This is a genomic window from Niabella sp. ZPM-14, assembly GCF_055693045.2.
Map to the genome: position 1 here is coordinate 4,293,665 of NZ_CM181148.1, position 24,533 is coordinate 4,318,197.

Consider the following 24,533-nt stretch of genomic DNA (forward strand, 5'->3'; position numbering starts at 1 on the left):
TATTAATCTTCTACAACCATAGCGGCTCTAAAAGTACTGAACAGGGTTTGTGTTTACCCCTGTTTTAAGGACGGCAAAGTTAGGGAATTTTTGCTCTAAAAGATTCGACAACAATTCCACTGTAAATTGCTCGCTCTCATAATGCCCGATGTCTGCCAGCAAAATACGGCGATCGGCATCAAAAAATTCATGGTATTTGATGTCAGAAGTAATATAAACGTCTGAATTGGATCGGATTGCATCTTTTAACAAGAAGATGCCGGCTCCCCCGCAGACGCTGATTTTTTTAACGGGTTTACCGGTTAAAGAAGTATGTTTTACGACTGCCAGACCAAATGTGTCTTTCAGCCTTGTGAGAAATTCGGTTGCCTCCACAGGTTCCGCCAGCTCGCCGGTCATCCCCGAGCCCACCAGCTGATGCTGGTTATTGAGCCGTATCACTTCATAAGCCACTTCTTCATAAGGGTGGCTGCCTTTCAATGCTTCAACGATCGGGTATTCGGCATAAGCGGGAAACAACATTTCTACTTTCAGCTCCTTGTCTTCATGCCTCTGGCCCTTTTCCCCTGAAAATGGATTAGCCGCCTCATTGGGCTTGAACGTACCGATGCCTTCTACCCGGAAACTGCATTCGCTGTAATTGCCGATTTGCCCTGCACCGGCCTCAAACAAAGCATTGGTCACTTTTACCGCGTGATCTGCCGGCACATAAAAATAAAGCTTGCTCAGTTGCCCGGATTTGGGCGATAAAACAGAACGATTGATCAGGCCAAGCTTGTCGGCTATCATCCCGTTTACCCCTTCCATGATGTTATCCAGGTTCGTATGAATGGCGTAGATCGCGATATCATTTTTGATGGCCTTAATGATCGTGCGTTCTATATAATTATTACCGGTAATTTTTTTCAGCCCGCCGAATATGATCGGGTGATGAGCCACCACAAGATTGCAGTTCCTTTCGATCGCTTCTTCAATCACGGCTTCAACTGCATCAAGGCAACAGATAACGCCGGTGCAGTCCCGGTTCAGGTCGCCCGTCAGCAAGCCGGCATTATCATAAGATTCCTGTAACGCAGGCGGAGCCACACTTTCGAGGTAGGCCGTAATATCTTTAATGGTCATACGCTGTTACAAATTTGTCCAAAGGTAAATTTTAAGGCGGTACGCCGGTCGCTAAAGATCCGGAGGATGCGCTGCGAAACGAATACGCTTTATTCCAATGTCTGTTCGATCATCAGCAACTTACCTTCATTTGTGATTCCTTCAGCAACAACCTTGAATTTCTTCGTCCGGTCGGTATTGTAAAAGTGGATGGGAATCTGCGGATGGTCTTTATCGACAATAACTTCAGGTTGCCAATCCAGGGTCAGCCGGTTGTCGCGGTAGTCAATATCCGGCGGTGTCGAATAGTCGGGGCTGTAAAACTCTTTAATGATGCTGTATCCGTCGTAGTCAACAATATCGCCAGAACTTTCCATTTCCTCGTTCAGATCATCCCCACGCTTGGTATAGATAGCAATCGCGGGGCTGTTGCCGCGTGCACCGATAAACTGCGGGTAAACCTTGATCAGCGCGATCTGGTTGGGTGGAATCGCGGAGATCATATTGGCATCCTGCATCAGCATCTCGTCAAGAAATAACTGCACCGGCTGCCGCCGGAAATACAACTGGTAATTATCAAAAAACTGGCTGTTGCGCTGCACGGTCAGGCTGGGCACCCGGCCGATCAGCCACTCAAATATATTGATCTGCGGTACAAACTGCCCGGTAAGGTTGATCGTTCGCGCGTTGATATTTCCGGAAAAAAGTCCGCTGGTATATTTTTTCTCCAGTTCTTCCAATGTCAGCCGGCGGCCCGCAATGTTTACGTTGTCCAGCAACACGCCTGTTCCCCGGTTGTAATTCGTGTAAGCGCCCTGCATGTTGGTAGTTAAAGAAGTATGGGTGTTGACTGCATCCGGACGCAGTAATGGCGGGATATTAAAGGTCTGGTATAAAGAGTCGGTATCGAGCTTCACCGTGATGAATTGGCTTTTATCGCCCATAATATCGCTGAAGAGGATGCGCGCCTTATCGAAGAACACCACTGAATCCATTTTAAACCGGCCTTCCGCATCAGTTTTCACCATTTCCAAAGCCCTGCCGGAATCTGCGGTCGATACCCACACCAGCAACTCTCTTTCCGCAAAGTTCTTTTTAGAGCCCCGAACGTTCACTTGCCCGGATAACGATATGTACCCCGGATCTTTATAAACCGGTTGAGACAGTGTATTATTGGCCACGTCCTGCCAGTTAAAGCGTCGCCAGCCGTTTGTCATCATCACCAGGTCCAGCGCCCGCTTCGCATCGGCCGTTTCCGAAAAGTAAAAGGCGGGGTGATGTACATAACCCGGAATGTCGCTCGTCAGCAAAAAGGAAGAAATGATATTTTCTTTTCGAAACCCGGGTTCGTTAAAGGCTTCGTCCGTCACTGCCACAGAGAAGTTGCCCATTACCGGTTCATTAAAACGGATCGACAGGTCATTCTTTCCCCTGGCTTTAGCGGTGAATGTTGTTTTTTCCAGCGATGCGTTGATGGAATATTCCTTGTTGTCAATAAAAACCAGGCGTTCGGCAAGGGGCATGCCGTCCTTGTTAAAAAAGGTCAGTTGCAAAAGGCCGGAATGTAACTTATCGGTGGGGATTGTGCCCGATGCCCCTGCTATCGGTTGTTTAGATACGACCTGATGTTGCATCTGGCTCACTGCATAGGCGGGCCGAAACCTTTCTCCTCCGGCCGACGTCCACGCATAATCAATGCGACCCGCGGATGGAGTGACGCGGAGGGCCAGGCCTTCCGCTGTTGCTACAGGTAATGTGAACACCTGGCCCTCATAATCGATCGTATATTTTTCACCGGCTACCGGCGTCAGTTTAAATGAGCCCATGCCGTCGTGCATGCTTTTCACCGCTGCCACTACCGCACCGCGCTGGTCTTTCACCGAAGCGCTGATGTTCTCGGGTAAGCCGTTGGATGCAGTGGCCTTAAAAGCCACTATATTTTCGACGCCAGCTAACAAGGTCCCGCCCTCAGGGAAAAACGACAATTGTTTGCTGCCGCCGGCTGGTTGCGTTTTATTGCGCGGCGTCTTTCCATATACCCTGATGGGCGTGCTGTAAATAAAATCCTTGCTATGGTTGAGCATCAGCGGCGTGTAGGCCCGGAACCGGTACGTGCCGGTGCTCAAACTGTCAGGCAGCTCGATCTGGCCATAGGTCAATCCGTTGAATACGGGCAAGACTTTTTTAGCGGTGACGGAACCGCTGCTGTTGATCAGCTCCACAAACAAAGTGGAGTTTCGGGCAGACGGCACAAAATCGGATAAAAAATAGCCTTTGAACCAGCTGGTCTGTCCCGCGAAATAGTCCTTTCTGTCCAGGTGGAGATAGACTTTCTCGATCGGGTTGGCCTCATGCCACGCCTCAAGTGCGGCTTCGGGTTGCTGCGCCCTGGCCGCATGAAATAACAAAACGGTTAAAAAGGAGTATATGATCTTATATCTATTCATAGAGCATAGTTAAATTACAAAAAAAATGGCGAACTGTTTTCTTTAGTTCACCATTAACGATGCATTTAACGATGCGTTTGCATAATAAATCGGATCGGTTAGTTCGTGCCGGGCTCGATTGTTTTTTCGATCATCAACATTCGGCCGTCCTCTGTGATTCCTTCCGCAACCACTTTAAAGCGTTTGGTTCTGTCATTGTTGTAAAAGATGATCGGGATGGTCGAGCGGCCGGGCGTGACAAAGTGAGACGGCTGCCAGCTCAGCGTCATGCGCACATCTGCCTTGTCGGCTTCAGGCTTTTTATCATAATCCGGGTTATAAAATTCCTTAAAGACGGTGTACCCGTTGTAAGTGATAATATCGGTGGCCGATTCCAGCGATGCCGAAAAGTCGTCGCCCCGCTTCGTGTAAATCGCAAGGCCGGTTCCGTTGCCCCGGACCGCAATGCTGTTAGGTATCAATTTGATCATAGCGATCTGGTTGACCGGGATGGATTCGATCATATCGGCATCTGTCTGCATCTCATCCAGGAACAGGGTTACGTTGTTACCGCCAAATCCACCGCCGCGGTAGGTGAGCGTGTAATTGCCCGGAGTGCCTGAGACCGAGAGGCCGGGCACGCGTCCCTGCAGGTACTGAAAGATGGTACCGGAAAAAATTTCGTTGCGCACATCATACGTGCGGTTGTTAATGCCGCCCGAAAAAAGGCTGCTCGCATAGCGTTCATCCAGCTTTTCCAGTTCTGACTTTTGTCGCACCTTTACCACTACGTTTTCCAGTGTTTTACCCTCTGCCCGCAAATAGTCCTGCAAGGCACCCTGCATTTTCTCATTGCTTACCAGGATGGCCGAATCGAGCGGAAGCGGATCTGATTCCACGGGATAACTGCGCCTCAGGGAGTCATTCGCCAGCTTCACCTCTATGAATTTGCTCTTTTTACCACGGATCTCGGAAAACAGGATTTTGTATTTGCTGTAAAATATCTGTGAGTCAAGTCTGAAATTACCCATCGAGTCCGTCTTCAGCATGTTGGGCATGCCGCGCCTTTGGGTGGTATCCATCGGCGACATGAAAACAATGATATCGGTATTCGGGAGCGTTTTTTTCCGTCCTTCAATAGTGATCTGTCCACTAAGGTTGATATAGCCGGGGTCTTTATAGCTGACAGGGGGTAATTGATCCTGTGCCACATCCGACCATTTAAAACGGGTCCAACCGTGGGTCATCATCAGCAGGTCCAGGGCATTTTTTACGGAGTCCGCATCCGAACTGAAATAGTAGGAGGGCTGGTGAATATAACCCCTGAGATCGCTGTTCAGCAAGAACCAGGAATAGATATTCTGAGCCCGGCGATCCGGTCCGTCATATTCCGCATCCGTGACGGACACGGAAAAACTGCCAACCACTGAATCGGGAACGGTAATGGAAAAACGGTTCCGTTGCCGCTCTGCAACATTGAGCGTATCGGTTTGTAAAGTGCCGGGTAAAATGTATTCTCCGTTGTCAACAAACGTAAGGCGCTCTGCCAGCGGCATGTAATCTTTATTGAACACCGTCAGGTGCAATATTCCCGAAAGAAAATTGTTTACCGGTATGACCCCGGTGATATCAGTCTTATAGGTTAGGGGGTGTGTGAAAATAATTTCGTTATTCATTTGTCCGACCAGATAGGCGGGTTGGAAGGTAGGATCTCCTTCTTTGGATTGAATGCGGAACTGTTTGCCGCGGGCACTGTTTTTGACGCTTAACGCCACACCGCGGATCGTCTGTTCGGGAAGCGGGTAGGAGCTGTTGGAGCCGAAAACCGCGGCAACGTATTTTCGTCCGGGTTGCGGAACGATTGAAAACACACCCATACCGTCGTGCGAGGTTCTGAAGGAAGTGACTGTTTCGCCATTGTCGCTCCTGATCTGACCTTCAATGCTCAGAGGCAGCCCGTTGTGGTCGACTGACTTAAACGCGATCATATTCAGCGTCCCGGTGACCAGATTGCCCCCCTCGGGGAAAAAGGAAACCTCGTTCTTCCCTTCGGATACTTCGCGGCGCTTTTTACGCTCTTCGCGCCCGAAGACGGACACCCTTTTATTAAAAACAAAGCCGGGCTGATTCAGCATCAGCGGGGAATAAGCCCTGATGAGATAATCTCCGGCAGGTAACGATTCGGGTAGTTCCAGTTGGCCGCCCGTGATACCCGCGTTAGCGGGGAAAACCACTCTTGCGACGACTGCCGATTGATTGTTCAACAACTCGACGTAAAGGGTGCTATTCTTGCTGGAGGGGATCCAGCCGGATAAAAAATAACCTTTGAACCAGATGGTCTGACCGGCGATGTAATTTTCCCGGTCCAGTTGGAGGTATAACTTCTCCACAGGGTTCGATGTAGACCACGCGGTTAGCTTTTTCTCAAGGGTTTGACCCGACAGCACATGGAAGGCTGCAAGTCCGGGCAATAACAGAAGCAGTAATTTTTTCATATAGTTGAAATTACATCGTGAAAATAATGCAAAGGACTGAAAATAAGCAGGAAGGTTGACTTTTTAACGATTTAATGTTGGCCGAACGGACATTTTGTCTTTGATTTTCGCTTGGCAGTATTCTTGTCATCCTTAGCTTTGCCGGAATCTGGCGTGTTTCATCGATTCATGTCAGGTTTTAACACAAAAAACAGAATCCTATCTGGAATAAAAAGAAAAAATATAAACGGATGAATCAAAACAATGATAATTTGACAGAACAGGAAGGGTTAAATATCAATGCTGACGAAAACCTGAGCGGAACAGAGCACCTGACCGACCCGGTGGAAGAAACCCAATTGAATGCCCTGGAGACAGAACTGGCGGAAAGTAAAGACCGGTACCTACGTTTAGCGGCCGAGTTTGATAATTTCAGAAGGCGTTCCAAAAAAGAGCGTGAAGAATTTTCCCAGATTGCCAACAAGGATCTGGTGCTGGCATTGCTGGAGGTATTAGATGATGCGGATCGTGCAACGCCTCAGCTGGCAGGTAGTGAGGATGAAAAACTGAAAGAAGGTATTTCTCTGGTTTTTAACAAATTGAAGAATACACTTCAAGCAAAAGGTTTGAAGGCAATGGAGTCTAAAGGATTGGATTTTGACCCGGATCTTCACGAGGCGATCACTGAAATTCCAGCGCCTTCAGAGGAACTTAAAGGTAAAGTGGTTGACGAGATAACAAAGGGTTACTTCCTGAATGACAAAATCATACGTCATGCAAAGGTGGTAGTGGGTAAGTAGGATCTTAATCCTGGTTTCTTTGAAAATTTGTCAATTTTATATTGAAAATCAGGTGTTAAGAAATTTTATTTCAAATTATAATAGATGTCAAAGAGAGATTTTTACGAAATATTGGGGGTGTCCAAAACCGCGTCTGCTGAGGAAATCAAGAAGGCGTACCGCAAGGTAGCCATGCAGTTTCACCCGGATAGGAATCCGGGGGATAAGTCGGCCGAGGAAAAGTTTAAGGAGGCCGCTGAGGCCTACGAAGTGCTGAGCGATACGGATAAACGAGCGCAATACGACCGGTTTGGGCATGCCGGGTTGAGCGGTGCGGGTCGTGGCGGATTTGGCGGCGGTGGCATGAACATGGACGATATTTTCAGCCAGTTCGGAGATGTATTTGGAGATGACATTTTTGGTAGCTTTTTTGGCGGCGGCGGCAGAGGCCGCAGCGGCGGACAAAGAGCCAGGGGCGTACGCGGCAGCAACCTGCGCGTAAAATTGAAACTGACTTACGAAGAGATTGCTAAAGGTGTTACGAAAAATATCAAGGTAAAAAAATACACGACTTGTACGACCTGCGGCGGAAACGGCGCAAAAGATAAAGGCAGCGTACAAACCTGCCGTACCTGCCAGGGAAGCGGCCAGGTGAGAAAAGTGCAAAACACCTTCCTGGGACAGATGCAAACGGTGACCACCTGTGCCGACTGTAACGGAGAAGGTACTACGATCACTGCAAAATGTTCCAATTGTAAAGGAAGCGGACGCGTTTATGGCGAGGAAACCATCACGATTGATGTGCCTGCCGGCGTTCAGGCGGGCATGCAGCTCAGTGTGGGTGGAAGAGGGAATGCAGGCGAGCGCGGCGGCGCACCGGGCGACCTGATTGTACTGATAGAAGAAGAAACGCACGCAGAACTGCAGCGCGAAGGATTAAATGTCGTGTATGATCTGCATATTTCCTTCACCGATGCGGTCTTCGGGATCAATGCGGAAGTTCCGACAATTGACGGACGCGCCAAGATCAAGATTCCCCAGGGAACGCAAAGCGGCAAGATCTTCCGTCTGAAAGGCAAGGGGTTCCCGAACGTACATTCCAGCTATGAAAAAGGCGATCAGCTGATCCATGTAAGTGTCTGGACACCTCAGGATCTGAACGAAGAAGAGAAGGCGCTGCTGGAAAAACTTTCCGAATCGCCCAATATGAAGCCTCATCCTGAAAAAACGGAAAAAAGCTTTTTCGATAAAGTAAAAGATTTATTTAGCTAATGTTGCGTTAAACGCATCCTGGCAGACAGTTTTACCTTAATACAACAATAGTTTAGTAAGAAGCCCGGCACAACTGAATCGTGCCGGGCTTCTTTATGTCTGTACCTGCTGGAAAATGAGATCGGGGGTGTCGGAATGGTCCTGCCAGGTTGCGGAATCATACGAACCATTCCGGAACAGGTTCTGACAGGCGATATTACCTATATTTTGCCGTCCGGAACCTGTATTTTAAGGTCGGAGACTGGTAATGCGGAGTCTGACACTTCATGATATAGAGGGGAAACCGGTTCGAATAGAAAGGGAACCGCAACGAAGGATTATAACAATAGTGCGCATCGCTCCGGAACCCGTGCCGATACGTTCCGAACCTGACCGGATACGTCGGGGACCCAGGTTAAAGCATGAAAATCCTCGCGGGGACAGTTCTGCTACTGTTATTTTGCGTTGCTGGCGATTGTATTGAATGGCTACGCCGGATTACTTTTCCTGATCTTTCTTTTGCGCCCGCGCCAGATCATGAATCCGGTCACCGGCAAACTGGCTGCAATGAGGCTGGCAAAAAACGCCAGAATCTTTCCGGGCAAACCTAAAACCGCGCCGACATGAATATCATAATTCATTCGCATGATCTTGTCTGACAAAGGAGCGTCGGTAAACTTGCCTGCATACACGCCTTCTGTCGGCAATTCCTTCCCGGTGAACTGATCATAATGATAAAAATCCGCGTTGAAATAGGAGTCCAGGTTGTGGTTGACGTATCCCTCTAACGCGTCCGCATCATTGTGAGGAAATACAATTCCCACTTTATTATCGGCTTTCTTTTGCTGCATCAGGTTCAGCCATACGGTGTTTACCATTTTTTGTCGGTCGACGGTTCCCGCCAGTGTACTGTCTGAAAGTGGGTGCACGTGAGGCGGCATTGTTTTGCCCGCGGACGTCACAAAATAAACGGACTTGGAAAACCATTCAAATCCCATCACCAGACCGGTAATCGCCAGGAAAATAGCGATCCAGGTCATGTAAAAGCCCAGGACGTTATGTATGTCGTAATTTTTCCGGCGCCATTGGGTGGTGGGTTTCCACTTAAATTTAAACCGCTGTTTAGCGGCTGATTTGTTTTTGGGCCACCACAGGATGATACCGGTGATCATCATGATCAGAAAGATGAGGGTCGCCGAAGAAATAATCATCCTGCCCGGCTCTCCCAGCCATAATTCGTAATGGCCCATCAGCATGGTCCGGAAAAAATCGTCGTCCATGTTCTTAACTTTCTGCACCTGCCCGGTGTAAGGGTTCACGAATATCTGGTAGTACACGCTGTCGTCGTAGTAATAAGCGAGCGCCGCATCTTTCGTTCCAAGATATTCGATCGAAACCGTTTCTTTTCCGTTCAGATATCGATCCACCGAATCTTTCAACACCGTTGGCGGAAGGTAGGAGGTCCCGGTCTGTTCCACGAAGCGGTAGGGCTGCGAAACCCGGGTGATCTCTCTCTCAAACGCGAGGATGCAGCCGGTGATACCCAGCCACAACACGACAATGCCAGACGCCAGGCCCAGCCACAGATGTAGTGTTCCAATTGTTTTTTTGAAGGTCATATAATTTTCGAGTTCCAGGCGAAGCTACTGGCCACCGGGAAAAATCATTTTCGAAATGCGGAAATTATTTATTAGAACAGGGATATATCCCGCTTTTACAATGTTTAAAAGCGGATTCGGCGGACAGAAACGCTTTTTGTATCCATCTTGTATTCATTTATCTTTGGCAGAAGCATCGGAACAGTGCTCCTTAAAACGACAACTCATGAACACCCTTCCATCAAAAAAACGATATACTGACTTGACTTTGTTAGGGCTGGCACTTATTGCCGTAGCGTTGGTGGTCGGAGCTTTTGTGGTAGCGGGGGCCTATAAATACAAGTTCAAGAGGGCGCAGACGATACGGGTAACGGGAAGTGCGGGTGTGGATTTTGTCAGTGACCTGATCGTATGGAACGGGAGTTATAGCCGTGACAATTATGATCTGAAGACAGCCTATGCACAACTGAAAAGCGACGAAAGCAACATCAAAAGTTATCTTACCCGGAAGGGTATCCGATCTTCTGAGATTATTTTTTCTGCAGTTAAAATAGACCGGCGATTCCGGACAAAATATTCGGAAGACGGCAAATATGCAGGCAATGAATTTGAGGGCTACAACCTGTCTCAAACGGTTAAGGTAGAATCCGGCGATATTGCTAAAGTCGAATCCTTGTCAAGAGAGATCACCGAGTTGATTCAAACGGGCATTGAACTAAATTCGCCCGAACCATTATATTTTTATACAAAACTTTCTGATTTAAAACTGGATCTATTGGCAAAGGCGGCTGAAGACGCACGCAAACGTGCTGATATCATCGCTGAGAACACCGGAGGTCACGTTGGCACTGTAAGCAAGGTGAATATGGGTATTTTCCAGATAACCGGTAAGAACAGCAACGAGGACTACAGCTACGGCGGAGCGTTCAACACTTCGTCTAAAAACAAAACGGCCAGCATTACAGTAAATCTTGAATGTGCTGTAGAATAGTAGAAAACTAACTTAGATATGCGTTTGATGATCATTTTCATCACGTCCTGCCTGCTTTCTTTTCTTTCAGGTAAGGCTGCTGGTATACAGCCTGTCGACTCTGTGATTCAGAAGTTGCAGGCAGACTCGACCCTGATGGAGCGTTTGCTGGCCGCGGGTGAACGGGAAAAAAGTAAAAATACAGAAATGTATCAGCGGGGGAAAGTGGCTGCCCTGCAGCGGAAAGCCCTTGAATACCTGTCCACCACGGTGCAGAGCGCCAAGCTTTATTTGAAGAACAGCGCTAACGTTGCTGATATAGCCAACGAGCTTGAATCGATTCGATATTCATTTGATATTGCGAAAGAAGGGATATTTGTAAACAAAGGCGCGGCGCAGACGGACAGAAACCTTTCGGTTTCTTCTGTGATCCTCGCCCAGCTTATTAAAGGTTTATCCGATCATAAAGAACAGGTCCATCAGCATGTCGAAGCACTGATGGGTTTCAGGAACAATATCGACTCCACTCTAAGTGTGGCGGCCATCTACAACTTTCCTAAAGATTCACTGGCCCTCGCAGAATATATAGCACAATTGAGGGTGATGGCCTTGCAGGGAGATCCGGCAGATAATGAGCTGAACACACAACTTAGCGCCGCCTATAAAATTCAGGCCGAAGTCGATTACCTGTTATTCATGCTGGAATCATCCCGCGATGAGATTGAAAAGTACCGGAACGACCTCGCTCGCTTCAGGGTAAGACCCGAGTTTTCCCCTCTTTGGGTACCCGCGATCGCCCACCGGCCAATAAGCGAGATCATCCGTTTTTCATTCCAGAAGGAATGGCTGGCACTTAAATTTTATCTGAAAGAAAATGAAGGGAACATTTTTGTCTTTTTTCTTTTTATTCTTCTGCTGTATGTATGGATTCATTCCCTGCAAAAGAAATGTGAGAACAGAAGGGTGCCGGCGGGCTTTCTGGTGATCCGGAAGCCGTTTATTTCGGCATTGGCGATCGGAACGGCTATTTACCAGTTCGCATTTATTAATTCTCCCTTTATATTTCATATCATACTCTGGATCATGGCCGTTATCAGTTTAATCCTGATACTGCGGCAGTTTATCTCTCCCTATTGGAACCGGCTTCTGTGGGTGATCAGCGCTTTCTTCCTTTTGGCCTGTTCCGGAAATTTTGTGTTGCAGTCTTCGAGGCCCGAACGATGGCTGATGCTCGTGTTATCACTTTCAGGAATAGGGTATGGCTTGCATATATTGATCAATGGCCGGCATGAAGAGCTGAAAGAAAAAAAGGTGCTTCTGTTTATCCGGATCATGGTGTTCGTAGAGCTCTTGTCGATCATCGCCAATGTCGGCGGATGGTATAATCTATCAAAAGCTCTTTTAATAACGGGCTATATAAGTTTATTCATGGGCGTTCTCTTTATCTGGGTAGTCAGACTCCTGAATGAAGCCCTGGCATTATCTTCGGAAGTTTACCAGTATGATGGCCGACGATTGTTTTATATCAACTTTAAAAGACTAGGCGCCAAAGCTCCCTTTATTTTCAACGCCTTGCTGATGGTGGGCTGGGTGATCATTTCCGGCAAAGACTTTTATGCGCTCAAACGGCTTGGAGGCTATTGGCAGGATTTTTTGCACGAAGAAAGGGCATTGGGCAGCTACAGTTTTTCTATCAATGGCATTGTGCTGTTTATCGTGATCGCCTATTGTTCTGTGATGATCTCGCGGATCATCTCTTTCTTCAGTGCAGAGCCCATGGAAATATATGGCAGTACCAATCCGAAATATAAAACCGGGGCTCACGGAAGCTGGATTTTGTTACTTAGAATTTTTATTATCTGCATCGGACTATTTCTTGCGTTTGCTGCTTCGGGCCTGCCGCTTGATAAAATCACCATTGTACTGGGTGCGTTAGGCGTAGGAATAGGCCTCGGGTTACAGGGCCTTGTCACCAACCTGGTGAGCGGGTTGATCATTGCTTTTGAACGGCCGGTAAATGTGGGAGACGTTATTGAAGTGAGCGGAAGGTCGGGGACCATGAAGTCAATCGGGTTCAGAAGCAGTATTATTACGCTCGCGGATGGCTCGGACTTGATCGTACCTAATGGCGATCTGCTCAACCAACATATGGTCAACTGGTCACTTTCTAAAAACATCAAAAGATTGTCCGTCCAGGTTGGAGTCGCTTACGGATCTGACCTGGAGCAGGTACGGTCGCTGTTAGAACAGATCGCCGTTGACAATGAAAGAATATTGAAAGCTCCTGCTCCTGTGGCTTTCGTGCAAAGGTTTGGCGACCGTTCTATCGACTTTGACCTGATCTTTTGGGTAGAACATCCATCTGAGGGGGCTTCGGCAGTTAGCGAGATCATTACCACGATTGACAAAACGTTCAGAGAAGCTCATATCGAAATACCGGTTTTTACCCCGGATCTTATCAGCCAACTGAATGCAGCGCAAAATCCAGGAAAAGCTCAGCAATAATATCAGCATCTGAGTTGGGATCGGCAACCTTCCTTTTTAGCCGTTGGGAGCTGCCGCTCATTCTATAAATTTCCGCCAGGAATAATAAAATGTTTACCTGCTCTATAAACCTCCGGAATTTAAGTTTGTTGTATGTTTGACGGATATTTATTGCGTATCTCATACAATTTTTTTCAGATATATGGCTTACAGAAATCAGCAGGAATTTATAAAAGCGTTGGAGCGGGAAGGGGAGTTGCTACGGATCAAAACCTACGTGAATCCACACCTGGAAATCGCAGAGATCACAGACCGCATCAGCAAGGAACCCGGCGGAGGAAAGGCTTTATTGTTCGAGAACACCGGGTATGAATTTCCAGTGTTGATGAACGCCTACGGAAGTGAAAAGCGGATGTGTATGGCCTTAGGTGTTCAGGAGCTGAACGATGTGGCCGCAGATATTGAGGCGCTGTTCAAGTTACTGTCTTCACCTAAAGAAAATATCCTCGATAAATTAAAATTGTTGCCTAAGCTGGGAGAGTTTGCTTCCTGGATGCCCAAAGTCAGGAAGGGCAGGGGAGAATGTCAGCAGGTGATCCTGACAGAAAAGCCTTTATCCTCCGGCGAGCCATGGGGAGGTTTGCCCGACATGGGGAAGCTCCCCGTCATTACCTGTTGGCCGCAGGATGGTGGGCCGTTCGTGACCTTGCCGGTGATTCACACGAAAGAGCCGAATAGCGGCATCCGCAACGTGGGAATGTATCGCATGCAGGTCTTTGGTCCTCAACTCACGGCGATGCACTGGCATAAGCACAAGGTATCTGCAAAGCATTTTAACGAATATAAAAAGCTGGGGAAAAGAATGCCCGTGGCGGTTGCATTGGGAGGTGATCCGGCCTATGCCTATTCGGCGACTGCACCACTGCCTGAAAATGTCGATGAGTACATGCTGGCCGGTTTCCTGAGAAAGAAAAAAGTGGAATTGGTAAAGTGTATTACGCAGCCGGAAATTGAAGTGCCGGCCGATGCCGACTTTGTCATTGAAGGATATGTGGATCCTAACGACGAGATGCTCTGGGAAGGACCCTTCGGAGACCATACCGGGTACTACTCGTTGCCGGACTGGTATCCAAAGTTTCACATCACCGCCATCACACACAAGAAAGGGGCCGTTTACCCCGCGACGATCGTAGGCATCCCGCCCCAGGAAGATGCCTGGCTGGGTAAGGCGACGGAGCGTATCTTTCTCGCGCCCATCAAAATGACGCTCGTTCCCGAGATCAAAGACATGGAAATGCCTGTGGAAGGGGTTTTCCATAACCTGGTTATTACACAGATCGAGAAGGAATACGCAGGGCAGGGGCAAAAAGTGATGAACGCCATGTGGGGCGCCGGGCAGATGATGTTCAACAAGATCCTGGTGTTATCGGCTGCGCCTAATGCCGCTCATGAAGGTGGAGCTAAGGAGCCTTATAAACTGAGTGATTACCTGAAGCTGGCCCGGGATGTATTCAGTCATCTGAATCCCGCGACCGATGTGTATTTCTCGCAGGGGCCGATGGACGTGCTGGATCACAGCTGTAGCAAGCTCGGGTTTGGCGGCAAGCTTTGTATTGACGGCACCTTCAAATTTGATGAAGAGAGGGATGACCGCTATGCCAACCTGCCCACACCGGGAGCTGTCGCCGAAGAGGAGATGAGAACAGCCTTTCCCGAAATCAAATTTTTAAACGCGGCCCTTCTGAAAAATGATATTTCGTGCCTGATCTTGTCAGTAGAAAAGAACCGTAAAGGGCATATCAGCGAACTGCACAATGCTATCTGTGCAGCGGGGTACGTGGATGGCGTGAAGCTGATCCTATACGTAGAGCATACGGTCAACGCCCTTGATTTGCCCACGGCTTTATGGCGCTTTTGCAACAATCTCGATCCGAAAAGAGATCATTTCCTGTATCGGAAAGATACAGGCGAAGGTAAGTATCACGCGGTGTTGGGGTTGGATGGCACAATCAAAACAAAAGATTTTGATGGATTTGAAAGAGACTGGCCCAATATTATCGTGGCTGATGATGCGACGATCGCTTCAGTAGACGCTAAATGGAGCGACCTGCAGATCGGAGCATTTATCCCTTCCCCCTCATTAAAATATAAAGATCAGATGTACGGCGAAAAAGCGGTAGCTGATCCGGGCTAAAAAATAAGCCGGTTCATTTGAACCGGCTTTTAAGTTGCTCATAGGATAATGTCGTGGTAAATTATTTTACTTCGTTCCTGATAGATTTCAGCTTAGAACCGGGCAGATATATCTGGAAACCTACGCCAATATTGGGCGAAAAGGCTGCAGCAGAACTACCAAACCCTGTTTTTAAATCTAATTTTGCCAAGGCTTCCAAGGCGATGTTTTCGTTGATGAAGTAAGCCAGACCTGGTCCGATACCTGCAACAAAACCATTTGTGGATCCCCCACCTTTAGATACGTTTCTACCACCTATACCCGCATTTGCTTCAGCAAAGAAAGTGGTATGTCTTACCAAATCACCTACTTCGCTTTTGGTAAAGTAGTAACGTGCTAACGGGCCAACCGCATAATCAACAGTGGTGCCACCGTCTTTAACAGAACGCAAATCAAGCTCCACTAATCCTCCGACAGCAAGTCTATCCTGAACAAACCATGCTGCTTTAGGCGATAGGTTAAAGTTGAATTCTGAGCCTCCGCCCTGGAATGTACCGCCTATTTTACCGATGGTACCGCCGATCAGATAATAACCCTTTTGTGTTTGCGCATTAGCAACAATTCCTGCCAGACAAAATGCTGTAGCTAGAAAGAAAATTTTTTTCATAAATTATAGTTTAATAGGGGAGCATTTGCAATAACTATGCCGCAAATAAAAAACCCGGTGCTAAACCGGGTTCTATACAAAAGTCATCTGCTAACATGTTATGCCAGCTGCGCCGTTCTTTTTCTTTCAGTGGGCGCTGCTGCACTTCTTTCCACTTTGTTCCGTTCAAATCTTGTAGCTGTCCATACGTGGTCTAACTCAACATTGTCAATGCTGGCGAACCCATCGTCGGTCAATTTGTTCCAGCTTCGATCACGATTAAGATCGGTAACGATCTTAGAAGTAGTTTTAGGATACGCAACCCAGAACTTAGTGTCCTCTTTTAATGAAGGCATCACATCATTCAAAATACCATTCAGCTGATTTTCATTAACGGCAAATACCAAGGCAAAGTCAAGTTTTCTTGATCTTAATAATGGTGTCATGTTTTTTGCGAATGAAAGCTTGCTGAATTGTTTTTCAATAGAAGAAGGTAAGCCTTGAATTAAAAGATTCTTTTCGTCTGCGTACTGTAATTTTTCAAAAACTGTTTGAATCATACAACTTGTGGGATTTATTAAAAAATACCAGATGTGTTACGACCTGGTTAAATATTTACAAGCCTCGAAAAGGTTTTGCAAAGGTAACCCAAATCGGGCTAATAAAGGGTAGATTTAACAAAAAAGTCATTGATAATTAATTATCAATGACTTTTAAATAAAAATATATATTTATATGTTTTCTACTTACTCATCGGCTTGTAGTATTTCATCGCCTCCGGCATGTACTTTTGCAGCTGTTCGATACGTCTTTCAGGTCCGGGGTGCGTGCTCAGGAATTCTGGCGTTCTGCCACCACCTGCTTTGGCCTGCATGCGCTGCCAGAGCCCGATAGCCTCTTGCGGGTTATATCCTGCCATCGCCGCCCAGATCATACCGTACCGGTCAGCTTCCAGCTCTTGCTTCCGGCCAAACGCTAATATTCCTACCTGTGAACCCAGGCCGACGGCTGTACCGAATATCTGGCGCATGCCAGCCGAGCTCTTATTTGCCATAAACGCATCCAGGATGCTGCCACCGTATTGCGCAGCGATCGTTTGGCTCATCCTTTCATTGGTGTGGCCAAACAGTGCATGCGACACTTCATGCCCCATCACATTTGCCAGCGCGGCTTCGTTTTGAGTGATCGGCAACAGACCGGTATATACCACGATCTTGCCACCTGGCATACACCAGGCATTCGCCTCGTTGCTTTGTACCAGCTTGGTCTCCCACTGGTATCCCTGCAGCTCCTGCGACATATTGTTTTGCCTGAAGAATTGCGTAACGGCGGCCACAATGCGCTGACCGACACGATTCACCATCTCTGCATCGCGGTTGTTGGAGGAGGGCTGTACTACTTTATTGCTCGATAAAAAGGATTGATATTCTCCCACGGCCATTTGCTGTAACTGGGATTCCGGAAGCAGCTTAAACTGGCTTCTGCCTGTAACAGCATTTGTGGAACAGGAAACTGTGATGGCTGCAACCGCTATCAGGCTGCAAATTTTTTTTATCATTGTTTTGGCATTTAGTTTAACCGATAATGTCAACCTGTATGTGCAATCTTTGTACCAAACTCAGGTAAAATTACACACCTTTCGCAGGAAGAGACGTTGAGGAGCGGCTGCAAAGTTGGCTGATCAGAAAGTATTTATCCGTCCTTGCCGGAAAGGTAATGATCAGACTGAACGAGAGGGAGTGGTTATTGGAAGACCGTTATGGGTTTTGATCTTTTTGTCTTCTCTTGTCCCTGTTTTTAAAGATCGGAACCTTGTTCTCTCCGCCTTTTATAATGCGGCCGATGTTTTTCTGATGCGTAAGCAATACCAGCAACGCCACAGCCACAGCAAATACGCGATAGAAGTGGTTGTCCACGTTGAAAATTACTAATATAAATACAGGAAAAGCGATGCTGGCGAGAATGGAGCTCAGCGACACAAACCTGGTCAGATACAATACTAATAAAAAGACCCCGGAGCAGGCCAGTGCCGTCCAGGGAGATATACCGATAACGAGTCCGAATAAAGTAGCTACGCCTTTGCCTCCTTTGAAATCAGCCCAGACCGGGAAAATATGTCCGATCACCGCAGCTATTCCTAAGATCAGTTGCATATTCAGGAAAGCGATGTCCGAGCTGAAATCAGAAGCAGGCAGAAGTCCTGCCAGCTTAACGGCTAAGAATCCTTTCAGCACGTCGCATATCATTACAAAAGAGCCCCAGCGAGGTCCTAATATTCTGAACGTATTAGTCGCGCCTGCATTGCCGCTTCCGTAGTCGCGGATATCAATGCCAAAAAATCCACGGCTCACCCAAACGGATGTTGGGATACTGCCCAGGCAATAAGCACATAAAACTAATAAGATTTCCTGCATTATAATAACCGTTATATAAAGCGTATTCTGAATACCAAATATAAGTGATCGTGTTTCAAAATACTGATAAAAAATCTACAAAAAAATAACCTTCAATCGTATGCATACGGAAGGCTACCGTTATCTCATGGACTGCAAATATATGGCCGAAAGTGAAAAAACGCACTTATGTCTCAGCAGATCGCGGCGCAACCGTTTATTATCAATTGTATTTAAAGATAGTATAAATCTGGATATCTGCCATATTTTTAAAAAAGGACAAGGTCTGTGTAAAGTGAAAATGCGGAGGTATTAAGAATTTAGCACACGTAATGTCTTAACGATTTTGCCGCTTCAACATCAGGCACATCCATTTATTTCTCGAGGTTTGTGCGATCGGTTGCAGCTCCTGCGTCCGGGCCGTTGTTTCGATGATCTCCTGGTCTTCTTCTAAAATACCACTCAGCAACAGCAATCCTCCCGGCCGCAGTTGTTGCGACAGGGTGGACATATTATCGACCAATACATTCCGGTTGATGTTTGCGAGGATGATATCAAACAGCTCATTCATTTGTCCCGAGTCAGACTGTATCAACGATATATTGCTGATACCGTTGCGTTCAAAATTCTCCCGGGCATTTATAATGCTCCATTCATCGATGTCGTTGGCCACCACCCCTGCGGCACCCAGCTTGGCAGCCAGTATCGCCAGTACGCCGGTGCCTGTACCAAAATCAAAAACATGCTTTTCGCTGAAGTCGATGGCCTGCATTTGCTGAATCATCAGGTAGGTAGTCGCATGATGCCCGGTGCCAAAGCTCATCTTCGGAGTGATAACGATCTCATGTTCCACCTCCTGGAAAGGTTCATGAAAGTCTGCCCGGATGCCCACAAACCGGTGGACCAGCACCGGGTTGAAATTAGATTCCCATAAGGCATTCCAGTTTTGAGCTGCGATGTCCTGCCGGCTGAAAGAGAGGTCAAGAGCCGCAGCAAGGTCTTTGATTTCCGCTTCATCATATTGTTCAGGCAGGAAGATCGCCTTCAATCCTCCCTCGGTTTCTTCAAATCCTTCCGCCTGTTCGTGGAGCCGTGCAATGACAATATCCTTCAATTCGTCCGCCAGCGGCTCAAATAATATTTCTATGTGCATGAATTAGTTTTAACTGTTTTCGATGATCCTTGTGACCGTATAAATGATGAGCCCTACCAGGCCGCCGACAATAGTGCCGTTGATCCGGATGAACTGCAGATCTTTGCCCACTTCCAGCTCCAGCTTGTTGCTCAGTTCTTTTCCCTCCCAGTTGCCCACCGTGTCGCTGATCAATGATCCGACCTTTGTTGCGTTACGAAGGATGTACCGGTAAGCGGTGTGCCGCACCCATCGGTCCAGCTTTAGCTGCAGCGCCTCATCCTGTTTTAAACTGGTATTGAAGTCACGGATGGTTTTTTCAATGTACCGGATAATGGTAGAATCGGAGGCATCCAGGTCTTTAACAATGCCCGAACGCACATGTTGCCAGATGGAAGTGGCATATTGCGCTACCTTGTCACCGTCCAGGATCACGTGCTTCACTTCCTGTAGTTCCTGTTGCCACTGTGGATTGGTGCGTATGTCATGGATGAAGCGCAGCAGCTGCTCATTCAGTTCCTGTCTCACTTTGTGGTTTGGATCGTCTTCTATCTCCAATAAATATTTTGCCAGGCCGGTGGTGATCCTCGATGCGATCATATTATCCACAAAACCGGGAATCAGGAAATGACTTTCCTTTTTCACCCGGTCACGGACCATGCTTTCGTTGTCAATGACATAACCCCGCAGCTTTCTTACCACGTAGTTCAGGATACGGACCTGGTCGCCTCGTTCAACAATAATATCCAGTCCCGATGCCAGCACTTCATTAAGCTGAAGATCCTTCAGCAGCTCTTTCGATTTACGGGTAATAAAATGAGTGATAGCTGCTTCATCCGCTTTCTGAACAATATCTTTCAGGATCCGCGCGGTCTCGGAAGTAAGCAATGCGACGTTTTTCGGTTGATCCAGCCACTGGACCAGCAGGCGGCTGATTTCAATCCTGGCGATGTAGGGACGGATTGTCGCGGCGTTCAGGAAGTTGCTCACGACGAAGCCACCCAGGTTATTGCCGATGCTCTTTTTGCGGTTCTCGATCAGGTTGGTATGCGGGATAGGAATGCCCATCGGGTGATGGAACAAAGCGGTCACCGCAAACCAATCTGCCAAAGCCCCCACCATGGCGGCTTCTGCAAAAGCGTTGGCATATCCCAGCCAGAGATAGCTTTCCGTTTTTAACAGCCAGGTAGTGCCGATATAGATCAATGCCATCAGCACAAAAAGGCCGGTAGCGATCGTTTTGTGCCGCCTGAGCTGCTGCCGCTTGATATGATCAGGTTCGTTCATTGAACTGCCGGATGTGGGTTTAATAATGGTTGAAAGTGGTTGAACATTGTTGAAGAGTTGACAGATCAGCTTCATGCACCGTCCGTTATTTACTGCGTTTCTTCACTATATCCCTGAGGATGGTCACCGCATGCGCCCGTGAATTTTCTATAAAAAGGCGATGGGTATTCATGCCCCCACAGATAACGCCTGCAAGATAAATGCCGGGAATGTTGGTCTCATGTGTTTCCGGGTGGATCGTTGGGCAGCGCACAGCATCCTCGCTGAGTGTGATGCCGATATGTTCCAGAAAATGAAGGTTAGGCTGATAGCCTGTGGCAGCAATGACCCAGTCATTTTTCAACGTAATGAGATCATCTGGCGTTTCAATATCCACTTCATCCGCGCGAATCTCTTTAATAGTGGCATTAAAATAAGCTTGGATGGCGCCTTCGCTGATGCGGTTTTCGATATCCGGTTTCACCCAATACTTTACACGCGATCCGATTGCCGCTCCTTTGATGACCATGGTCACGCGGGCGCCCTTGCGGTAGGTTTCCAAAGCTGCGTCCACCGCTGAGTTCATCGCACCGACCACCACAACATCCTGGAACGCATAAAAATGCGGATCCTTGTAATAATGCGTAACCTTCGGAAGTTCCTCACCCGGCACATTGAGCAGGTAAGGAATATCATAAAAGCCGGTTGCTATAATTACGTGATCACATTGATACGTTGATTTCGAAGTTTGAATGGTGAAAGCCTTCCTTTCTTCGTCTGTTACCGGGCTCTTGTCCACTTTCACCACCTCTTCAAAAAGGTGGATGCGCAGGTCAAAGCTCTGGGCCACCCTCCGGTAATATTCTAATGCTTCGTTCCGGGTCGGCTTGGGGTTGTTGGAAACAAAAGGCACGTTCCCGATCTCCAGTCGGTCGGAGGTCGAGAAAAAAGTCATGTTTACCGGGTAGTGATACAGGGAGTTGACCAGGCAGCCTTTCTCCAATACCACATAATCGATATTATTTTTTTGCGCCTCAATGGCGCAGGCCAGGCCGATGGGACCACCGCCGATGATAATGAGCGGAAAATAGGATTGCATAGGACAAAGATAACGGCATTCATTATCGATTACAGAAGGAACCTGTTATTTAGTTAAGGCATTGAAACTGCATTCGGGGCGTAATGAAACGTGGTCCTGAAAAAATATCTGAATTGGCAAATCCTTGTGAGAAGACTTTTTTACGGTCATTTTATATTTTATATTGAATATTCTACATTTTACGTTTAAATTTGCCCCACTTTAAAAGTATCAAATAACCGGCAGCGAATTTTTCAGCCCTGGATAAAAACGACCAGACAGTAAGAAATCGTATCAAAGTTGGCTCTTGATCACAAGCGTAATAAAACAGAGAAATTAAATATGGCAAGAATAATTGCATTCAGAGAGGCTTTAAGAGAAGCCATGAACGAGGAGATGAGGAGAGACGATCGTGTGTTTTTGATGGGAGAGGAAGTGGCAGAATATAACGGAGCTTACAAAGTGAGCCAGGGAATGCTGGCCGAGTTCGGGCCCAAAAGGATCTTGGATACCCCGATTGCGGAGCTTGGATTCACCGCCGTTGGCGTGGGCGCTGCACAGAGAGGTTTAAGGCCGATTGTAGAGTTCATGACCTGGAACTTTGCCGTATTAGCGCTGGATCAGATCTTAAATACTGCTTCAAAAATGCTGGCGATGAGCGGCGGACAGATTTCCTGCCCGATCGTATTCAGAGGTGGTAACGGTTCTGCCGGACAATTGGGTGCGCAGCACAGCACCGCTTTCGAAGCGATGTATGCGAATATCCCCGGTATCAAAGTGGTTTCACCCAGTAACCCTTACGATGCAAAAGGATTGCTGAAACAGGCGATCCGTTATGAAGAAGATCCCGTGATGTTCATGGAAAGTGAGCAGATGTACGGTGACAAAATGGAAGTTCCCGAAGAAGAATATTATATTGAATTAGGTAAAGCCGACGTTAAGAAAGAAGGAACCGATGTAACCATCGTGTCTTTCAACAAGATGATGAAAGTCGCCCTGGGCGCTGCTGCCGAGCTGGAGAAGGAAGGGATCAACGCCGAGGTGATTGATTTGCGCACGATCCGTCCGCTGGACGTTCCGACTATCGTGAACAGCATCAAGAAAACCAACAGGCTGGTGATCGTTGAAGAGCAGTGGCCATTTGCTTCCGTGTCTTCAGAAATCGCTTACAACGTGCAAAAAGATGCGTTTGATTATCTGGATGCCCCTATACGCCGTATTACTGCTGCTGATGCCCCACTACACTATGCTCCGAACCTCGTTGCCGCTGCGTTACCGGATGTTGCCCGCACCGTTAAACTGGTGAAAGAGGTGATGTATCAGCAGAAATAAATGATTATTATTCTATTTTGAAAGTCCATGAGCTATAATTATTGGCTTATGGACTTTTAACGTGAATATTCAAAACATTAAAATATTAATATCAAGTGCCCCATAGAAACAAAACAAACGATAACGCGCCGGTCATTCTGGTAATTGATGATGAGATATCGATCAGGAAAACGCTCATTGAGATTCTCTCTTTTGAAGGATATAAAACGCAGGAAGCAGCCGACGGTGAGCAGGGATTGAAGATCTTTTCGGAGCATAAATTCGATGCAGTCTTGTGTGACATCAAGATGCCGAAGATGGACGGTCTTGAGTTTCTGAGTAAGGCGCTGGAAGTGCACCCGGACATTCCCGTGATCATGATCTCCGGACATGGGACCATCGAAACCGCGGTGGAAGCAGTGAAGAAAGGGGCTTATGATTTTATTTCCAAGCCGCCGGATCTGAACCGCCTGTTGATCACCATCAAAAACGCACTGGATAAAGGCACGCTTGTAACCGAAACTAAAGTGCTGAAAAAGCGCATCTCCAAAGTGCAGGAAATTGTCGGCGATTCCGAGCCGATCATGAAGATCAAAGATACGATCGACAAAGTGGCGCCGACCGAAGCCCGCGTTTTGGTAACTGGTGAAAACGGTGTAGGTAAAGAATTAGTAGCACGCTGGCTGCATGAAAAGAGTACACGCAACACCAGCCCGCTGGTCGAAGTGAACTGTGCGGCGATTCCTACAGAGCTGATCGAATCTGAATTATTCGGTCATGAAAAAGGTTCTTTTACATCAGCCGTTAAACAACGTATCGGGAAATTTGAGCAGGCCAATGGTGGTACGCTCTTCCTGGATGAGATCGGTGATATGAGCCTCAGCGCCCAAGCCAAAGTATTGCGGGCCTTGCAGGAAGGTAAGATCACCCGTGTCGGAGCAGATAAAGACATCAGTGTGGATGTAAGGGTGATTGCGGCAACCAACAAAGATCTGCTGCATGAAGTAGAACAAAAGAATTTCAGGCTTGACCTCTATCACCGCCTGAGCGTTATATTGATTCACGTGCCCTCTTTAAATGAGCGTCGTGAGGATATCCCGCAACTGATCGATAAATTCCTGGAAAGTATCTGTATCGATTACGGCATTGCCAAGAAAGGCATTGATCCCGGCGCGGTGAAGCTGCTGCAGGAATACAACTGGACCGGTAATATCCGTGAGCTTCGTAACGTCGTAGAACGGCTCGTCATCCTGAGTGGTAAAACCATTGTGGAAGATGATGTGAAAAGTTATGCAAATCCGAAATAATTGCATCTGTATATAAAGAGGCGTTAGTGTGTGTGGCAGCGGCTCATTCCCCGGGATGAGCCGCTGTGCTGCCGGACCATTGAGGTCAGAATTTAAGGAACTATTAAGACGCCTTCCGCAGGAGCCGGCTCAGTACTAATTATC

General features: G+C 47.5%; 18 protein-coding genes. 7 read left to right on the plus strand and 11 right to left on the minus strand.

Annotation, left to right across the window (positions count from 1 at the left end; translation table 11 throughout):
- Positions 1-27: 27 nt before the first annotated feature.
- The 3 genes from ACU37H_RS18315 to ACU37H_RS18325 form a co-directional block, all read right to left on the minus strand.
- Positions 28-1,122 carry a Nif3-like dinuclear metal center hexameric protein gene (locus ACU37H_RS18315; protein WP_472704367.1) on the minus strand — a complete coding sequence of 365 codons (1,095 nt, stop codon included), beginning with the start codon at positions 1,120-1,122 and terminating at the stop codon, positions 28-30.
- A gap of 89 nt (positions 1,123-1,211) precedes the next feature.
- Positions 1,212-3,548: a hypothetical protein gene (locus tag ACU37H_RS18320; protein ID WP_472704365.1), complete on the minus strand. Its 2,337-nt coding sequence runs from the start codon at positions 3,546-3,548 to the stop codon at positions 1,212-1,214.
- Between the two features lie 98 nt (positions 3,549-3,646).
- Positions 3,647-6,022, minus strand: coding sequence for a hypothetical protein (locus tag ACU37H_RS18325; protein WP_472704364.1), 2,376 nt, complete (start codon positions 6,020-6,022; stop codon positions 3,647-3,649).
- Positions 6,023-6,252: 230 nt separating this feature from the next.
- Here ACU37H_RS18325 and ACU37H_RS18330 point away from each other — a divergent pair, with 230 nt between their 5' ends.
- Positions 6,253-6,801: a nucleotide exchange factor GrpE gene (locus ACU37H_RS18330; RefSeq protein ID WP_472704363.1), complete on the plus strand. Its 549-nt coding sequence runs from the start codon at positions 6,253-6,255 to the stop codon at positions 6,799-6,801.
- Between the two features lie 84 nt (positions 6,802-6,885).
- Positions 6,886-8,052, plus strand: a complete 1,167-nt coding sequence (dnaJ, locus tag ACU37H_RS18335) for a molecular chaperone DnaJ (RefSeq protein ID WP_472704361.1) — start codon at positions 6,886-6,888, stop codon at positions 8,050-8,052.
- Between the two features lie 467 nt (positions 8,053-8,519).
- Here dnaJ and ACU37H_RS18340 read toward each other — a convergent pair whose 3' ends face one another.
- On the minus strand, positions 8,520-9,650 hold the full coding sequence (locus ACU37H_RS18340) for a PepSY-associated TM helix domain-containing protein (RefSeq protein WP_472704359.1): 1,131 nt from the start codon (positions 9,648-9,650) through the stop codon (positions 8,520-8,522).
- Positions 9,651-9,855: 205 nt separating this feature from the next.
- On the opposite strand from ACU37H_RS18340, the gene ACU37H_RS18345 reads away from it, so the two are divergent.
- From ACU37H_RS18345 to ACU37H_RS18355, 3 genes are all read left to right on the plus strand, one after another.
- Positions 9,856-10,620 (plus strand): SIMPL domain-containing protein, encoded by a 765-nt coding sequence (locus ACU37H_RS18345; RefSeq protein WP_472704357.1) that lies wholly within the window; start codon positions 9,856-9,858, stop codon positions 10,618-10,620.
- A gap of 18 nt (positions 10,621-10,638) precedes the next feature.
- Positions 10,639-13,104: a mechanosensitive ion channel family protein gene (locus tag ACU37H_RS18350; protein ID WP_472704355.1), complete on the plus strand. Its 2,466-nt coding sequence runs from the start codon at positions 10,639-10,641 to the stop codon at positions 13,102-13,104.
- A 181-nt stretch (positions 13,105-13,285) separates the two neighbouring features.
- Entirely contained in the window at positions 13,286-15,277 is a 1,992-nt protein-coding gene (locus ACU37H_RS18355; protein WP_472704353.1) for a menaquinone biosynthesis decarboxylase, read from the plus strand.
- Positions 15,278-15,338: 61 nt separating this feature from the next.
- On the opposite strand, the gene ACU37H_RS18360 is transcribed toward ACU37H_RS18355, so the two are convergent.
- The 7 genes from ACU37H_RS18360 to ACU37H_RS18390 all read right to left on the minus strand — a co-directional run bounded on the left by ACU37H_RS18360 (position 15,339) and on the right by ACU37H_RS18390 (position 21,792).
- A complete protein-coding gene (locus tag ACU37H_RS18360) occupies positions 15,339-15,923 on the minus strand; it encodes a hypothetical protein (RefSeq protein WP_472704351.1) in 585 nt (194 codons plus the stop codon).
- A gap of 98 nt (positions 15,924-16,021) precedes the next feature.
- Positions 16,022-16,462, minus strand: a complete 441-nt coding sequence (locus tag ACU37H_RS18365) for a hypothetical protein (RefSeq protein ID WP_472704349.1) — start codon at positions 16,460-16,462, stop codon at positions 16,022-16,024.
- A gap of 182 nt (positions 16,463-16,644) precedes the next feature.
- Complete coding sequence (locus ACU37H_RS18370) at positions 16,645-17,460, minus strand: M48 family metallopeptidase (protein WP_472704347.1); 816 nt, start codon at positions 17,458-17,460, stop codon at positions 16,645-16,647.
- Between the two features lie 199 nt (positions 17,461-17,659).
- Entirely contained in the window at positions 17,660-18,316 is a 657-nt protein-coding gene (gene plsY, locus ACU37H_RS18375; RefSeq protein WP_472704345.1) for a glycerol-3-phosphate 1-O-acyltransferase PlsY, read from the minus strand.
- A gap of 316 nt (positions 18,317-18,632) precedes the next feature.
- Complete coding sequence (gene prmA, locus ACU37H_RS18380) at positions 18,633-19,448, minus strand: 50S ribosomal protein L11 methyltransferase (protein ID WP_472704344.1); 816 nt, start codon at positions 19,446-19,448, stop codon at positions 18,633-18,635.
- 9 nt (positions 19,449-19,457) lie between these two features.
- Positions 19,458-20,789 carry a DUF445 domain-containing protein gene (locus tag ACU37H_RS18385; RefSeq protein ID WP_472704342.1) on the minus strand — a complete coding sequence of 444 codons (1,332 nt, stop codon included), beginning with the start codon at positions 20,787-20,789 and terminating at the stop codon, positions 19,458-19,460.
- 10 nt (positions 20,790-20,799) lie between these two features.
- A complete protein-coding gene (locus ACU37H_RS18390; RefSeq protein ID WP_472704340.1) occupies positions 20,800-21,792 on the minus strand; it encodes a YpdA family putative bacillithiol disulfide reductase in 993 nt (330 codons plus the stop codon).
- A gap of 321 nt (positions 21,793-22,113) precedes the next feature.
- Here ACU37H_RS18390 and ACU37H_RS18395 point away from each other — a divergent pair, with 321 nt between their 5' ends.
- Together ACU37H_RS18395 and ACU37H_RS18400 are read left to right on the plus strand one after the other, a co-directional pair.
- Complete coding sequence (locus ACU37H_RS18395) at positions 22,114-23,103, plus strand: pyruvate dehydrogenase complex E1 component subunit beta (RefSeq protein WP_472704338.1); 990 nt, start codon at positions 22,114-22,116, stop codon at positions 23,101-23,103.
- Between the two features lie 95 nt (positions 23,104-23,198).
- Positions 23,199-24,389: a sigma-54-dependent transcriptional regulator gene (locus ACU37H_RS18400; RefSeq protein ID WP_472704336.1), complete on the plus strand. Its 1,191-nt coding sequence runs from the start codon at positions 23,199-23,201 to the stop codon at positions 24,387-24,389.
- Positions 24,390-24,533 lie beyond the last annotated feature (144 nt).

Coding starts and splice junctions, on each gene's coding strand:
- ACU37H_RS18315 (WP_472704367.1), bottom strand. CDS start 1,122: ATGACCATTAAAGATATTACGGCCTACCTCGAAAGTGTGGCTCCGCCT.
- ACU37H_RS18320 (WP_472704365.1), bottom strand. CDS start 3,548: ATGAATAGATATAAGATCATATACTCCTTTTTAACCGTTTTGTTATTT.
- plsY (WP_472704345.1), bottom strand. CDS start 18,316: ATGCAGGAAATCTTATTAGTTTTATGTGCTTATTGCCTGGGCAGTATC.
- dnaJ (WP_472704361.1), top strand. CDS start 6,886: ATGTCAAAGAGAGATTTTTACGAAATATTGGGGGTGTCCAAAACCGCG.
- prmA (WP_472704344.1), bottom strand. CDS start 19,448: ATGCACATAGAAATATTATTTGAGCCGCTGGCGGACGAATTGAAGGAT.
- ACU37H_RS18350 (WP_472704355.1), top strand. CDS start 10,639: ATGCGTTTGATGATCATTTTCATCACGTCCTGCCTGCTTTCTTTTCTT.
- ACU37H_RS18345 (WP_472704357.1), top strand. CDS start 9,856: ATGAACACCCTTCCATCAAAAAAACGATATACTGACTTGACTTTGTTA.
- ACU37H_RS18365 (WP_472704349.1), bottom strand. CDS start 16,462: ATGATTCAAACAGTTTTTGAAAAATTACAGTACGCAGACGAAAAGAAT.
- ACU37H_RS18330 (WP_472704363.1), top strand. CDS start 6,253: ATGAATCAAAACAATGATAATTTGACAGAACAGGAAGGGTTAAATATC.
- ACU37H_RS18370 (WP_472704347.1), bottom strand. CDS start 17,460: ATGATAAAAAAAATTTGCAGCCTGATAGCGGTTGCAGCCATCACAGTT.
- ACU37H_RS18390 (WP_472704340.1), bottom strand. CDS start 21,792: ATGCAATCCTATTTTCCGCTCATTATCATCGGCGGTGGTCCCATCGGC.
- ACU37H_RS18385 (WP_472704342.1), bottom strand. CDS start 20,789: ATGAAGCTGATCTGTCAACTCTTCAACAATGTTCAACCACTTTCAACC.
- ACU37H_RS18395 (WP_472704338.1), top strand. CDS start 22,114: ATGGCAAGAATAATTGCATTCAGAGAGGCTTTAAGAGAAGCCATGAAC.
- ACU37H_RS18340 (WP_472704359.1), bottom strand. CDS start 9,650: ATGACCTTCAAAAAAACAATTGGAACACTACATCTGTGGCTGGGCCTG.
- ACU37H_RS18355 (WP_472704353.1), top strand. CDS start 13,286: ATGGCTTACAGAAATCAGCAGGAATTTATAAAAGCGTTGGAGCGGGAA.
- ACU37H_RS18325 (WP_472704364.1), bottom strand. CDS start 6,022: ATGAAAAAATTACTGCTTCTGTTATTGCCCGGACTTGCAGCCTTCCAT.
- ACU37H_RS18360 (WP_472704351.1), bottom strand. CDS start 15,923: ATGAAAAAAATTTTCTTTCTAGCTACAGCATTTTGTCTGGCAGGAATT.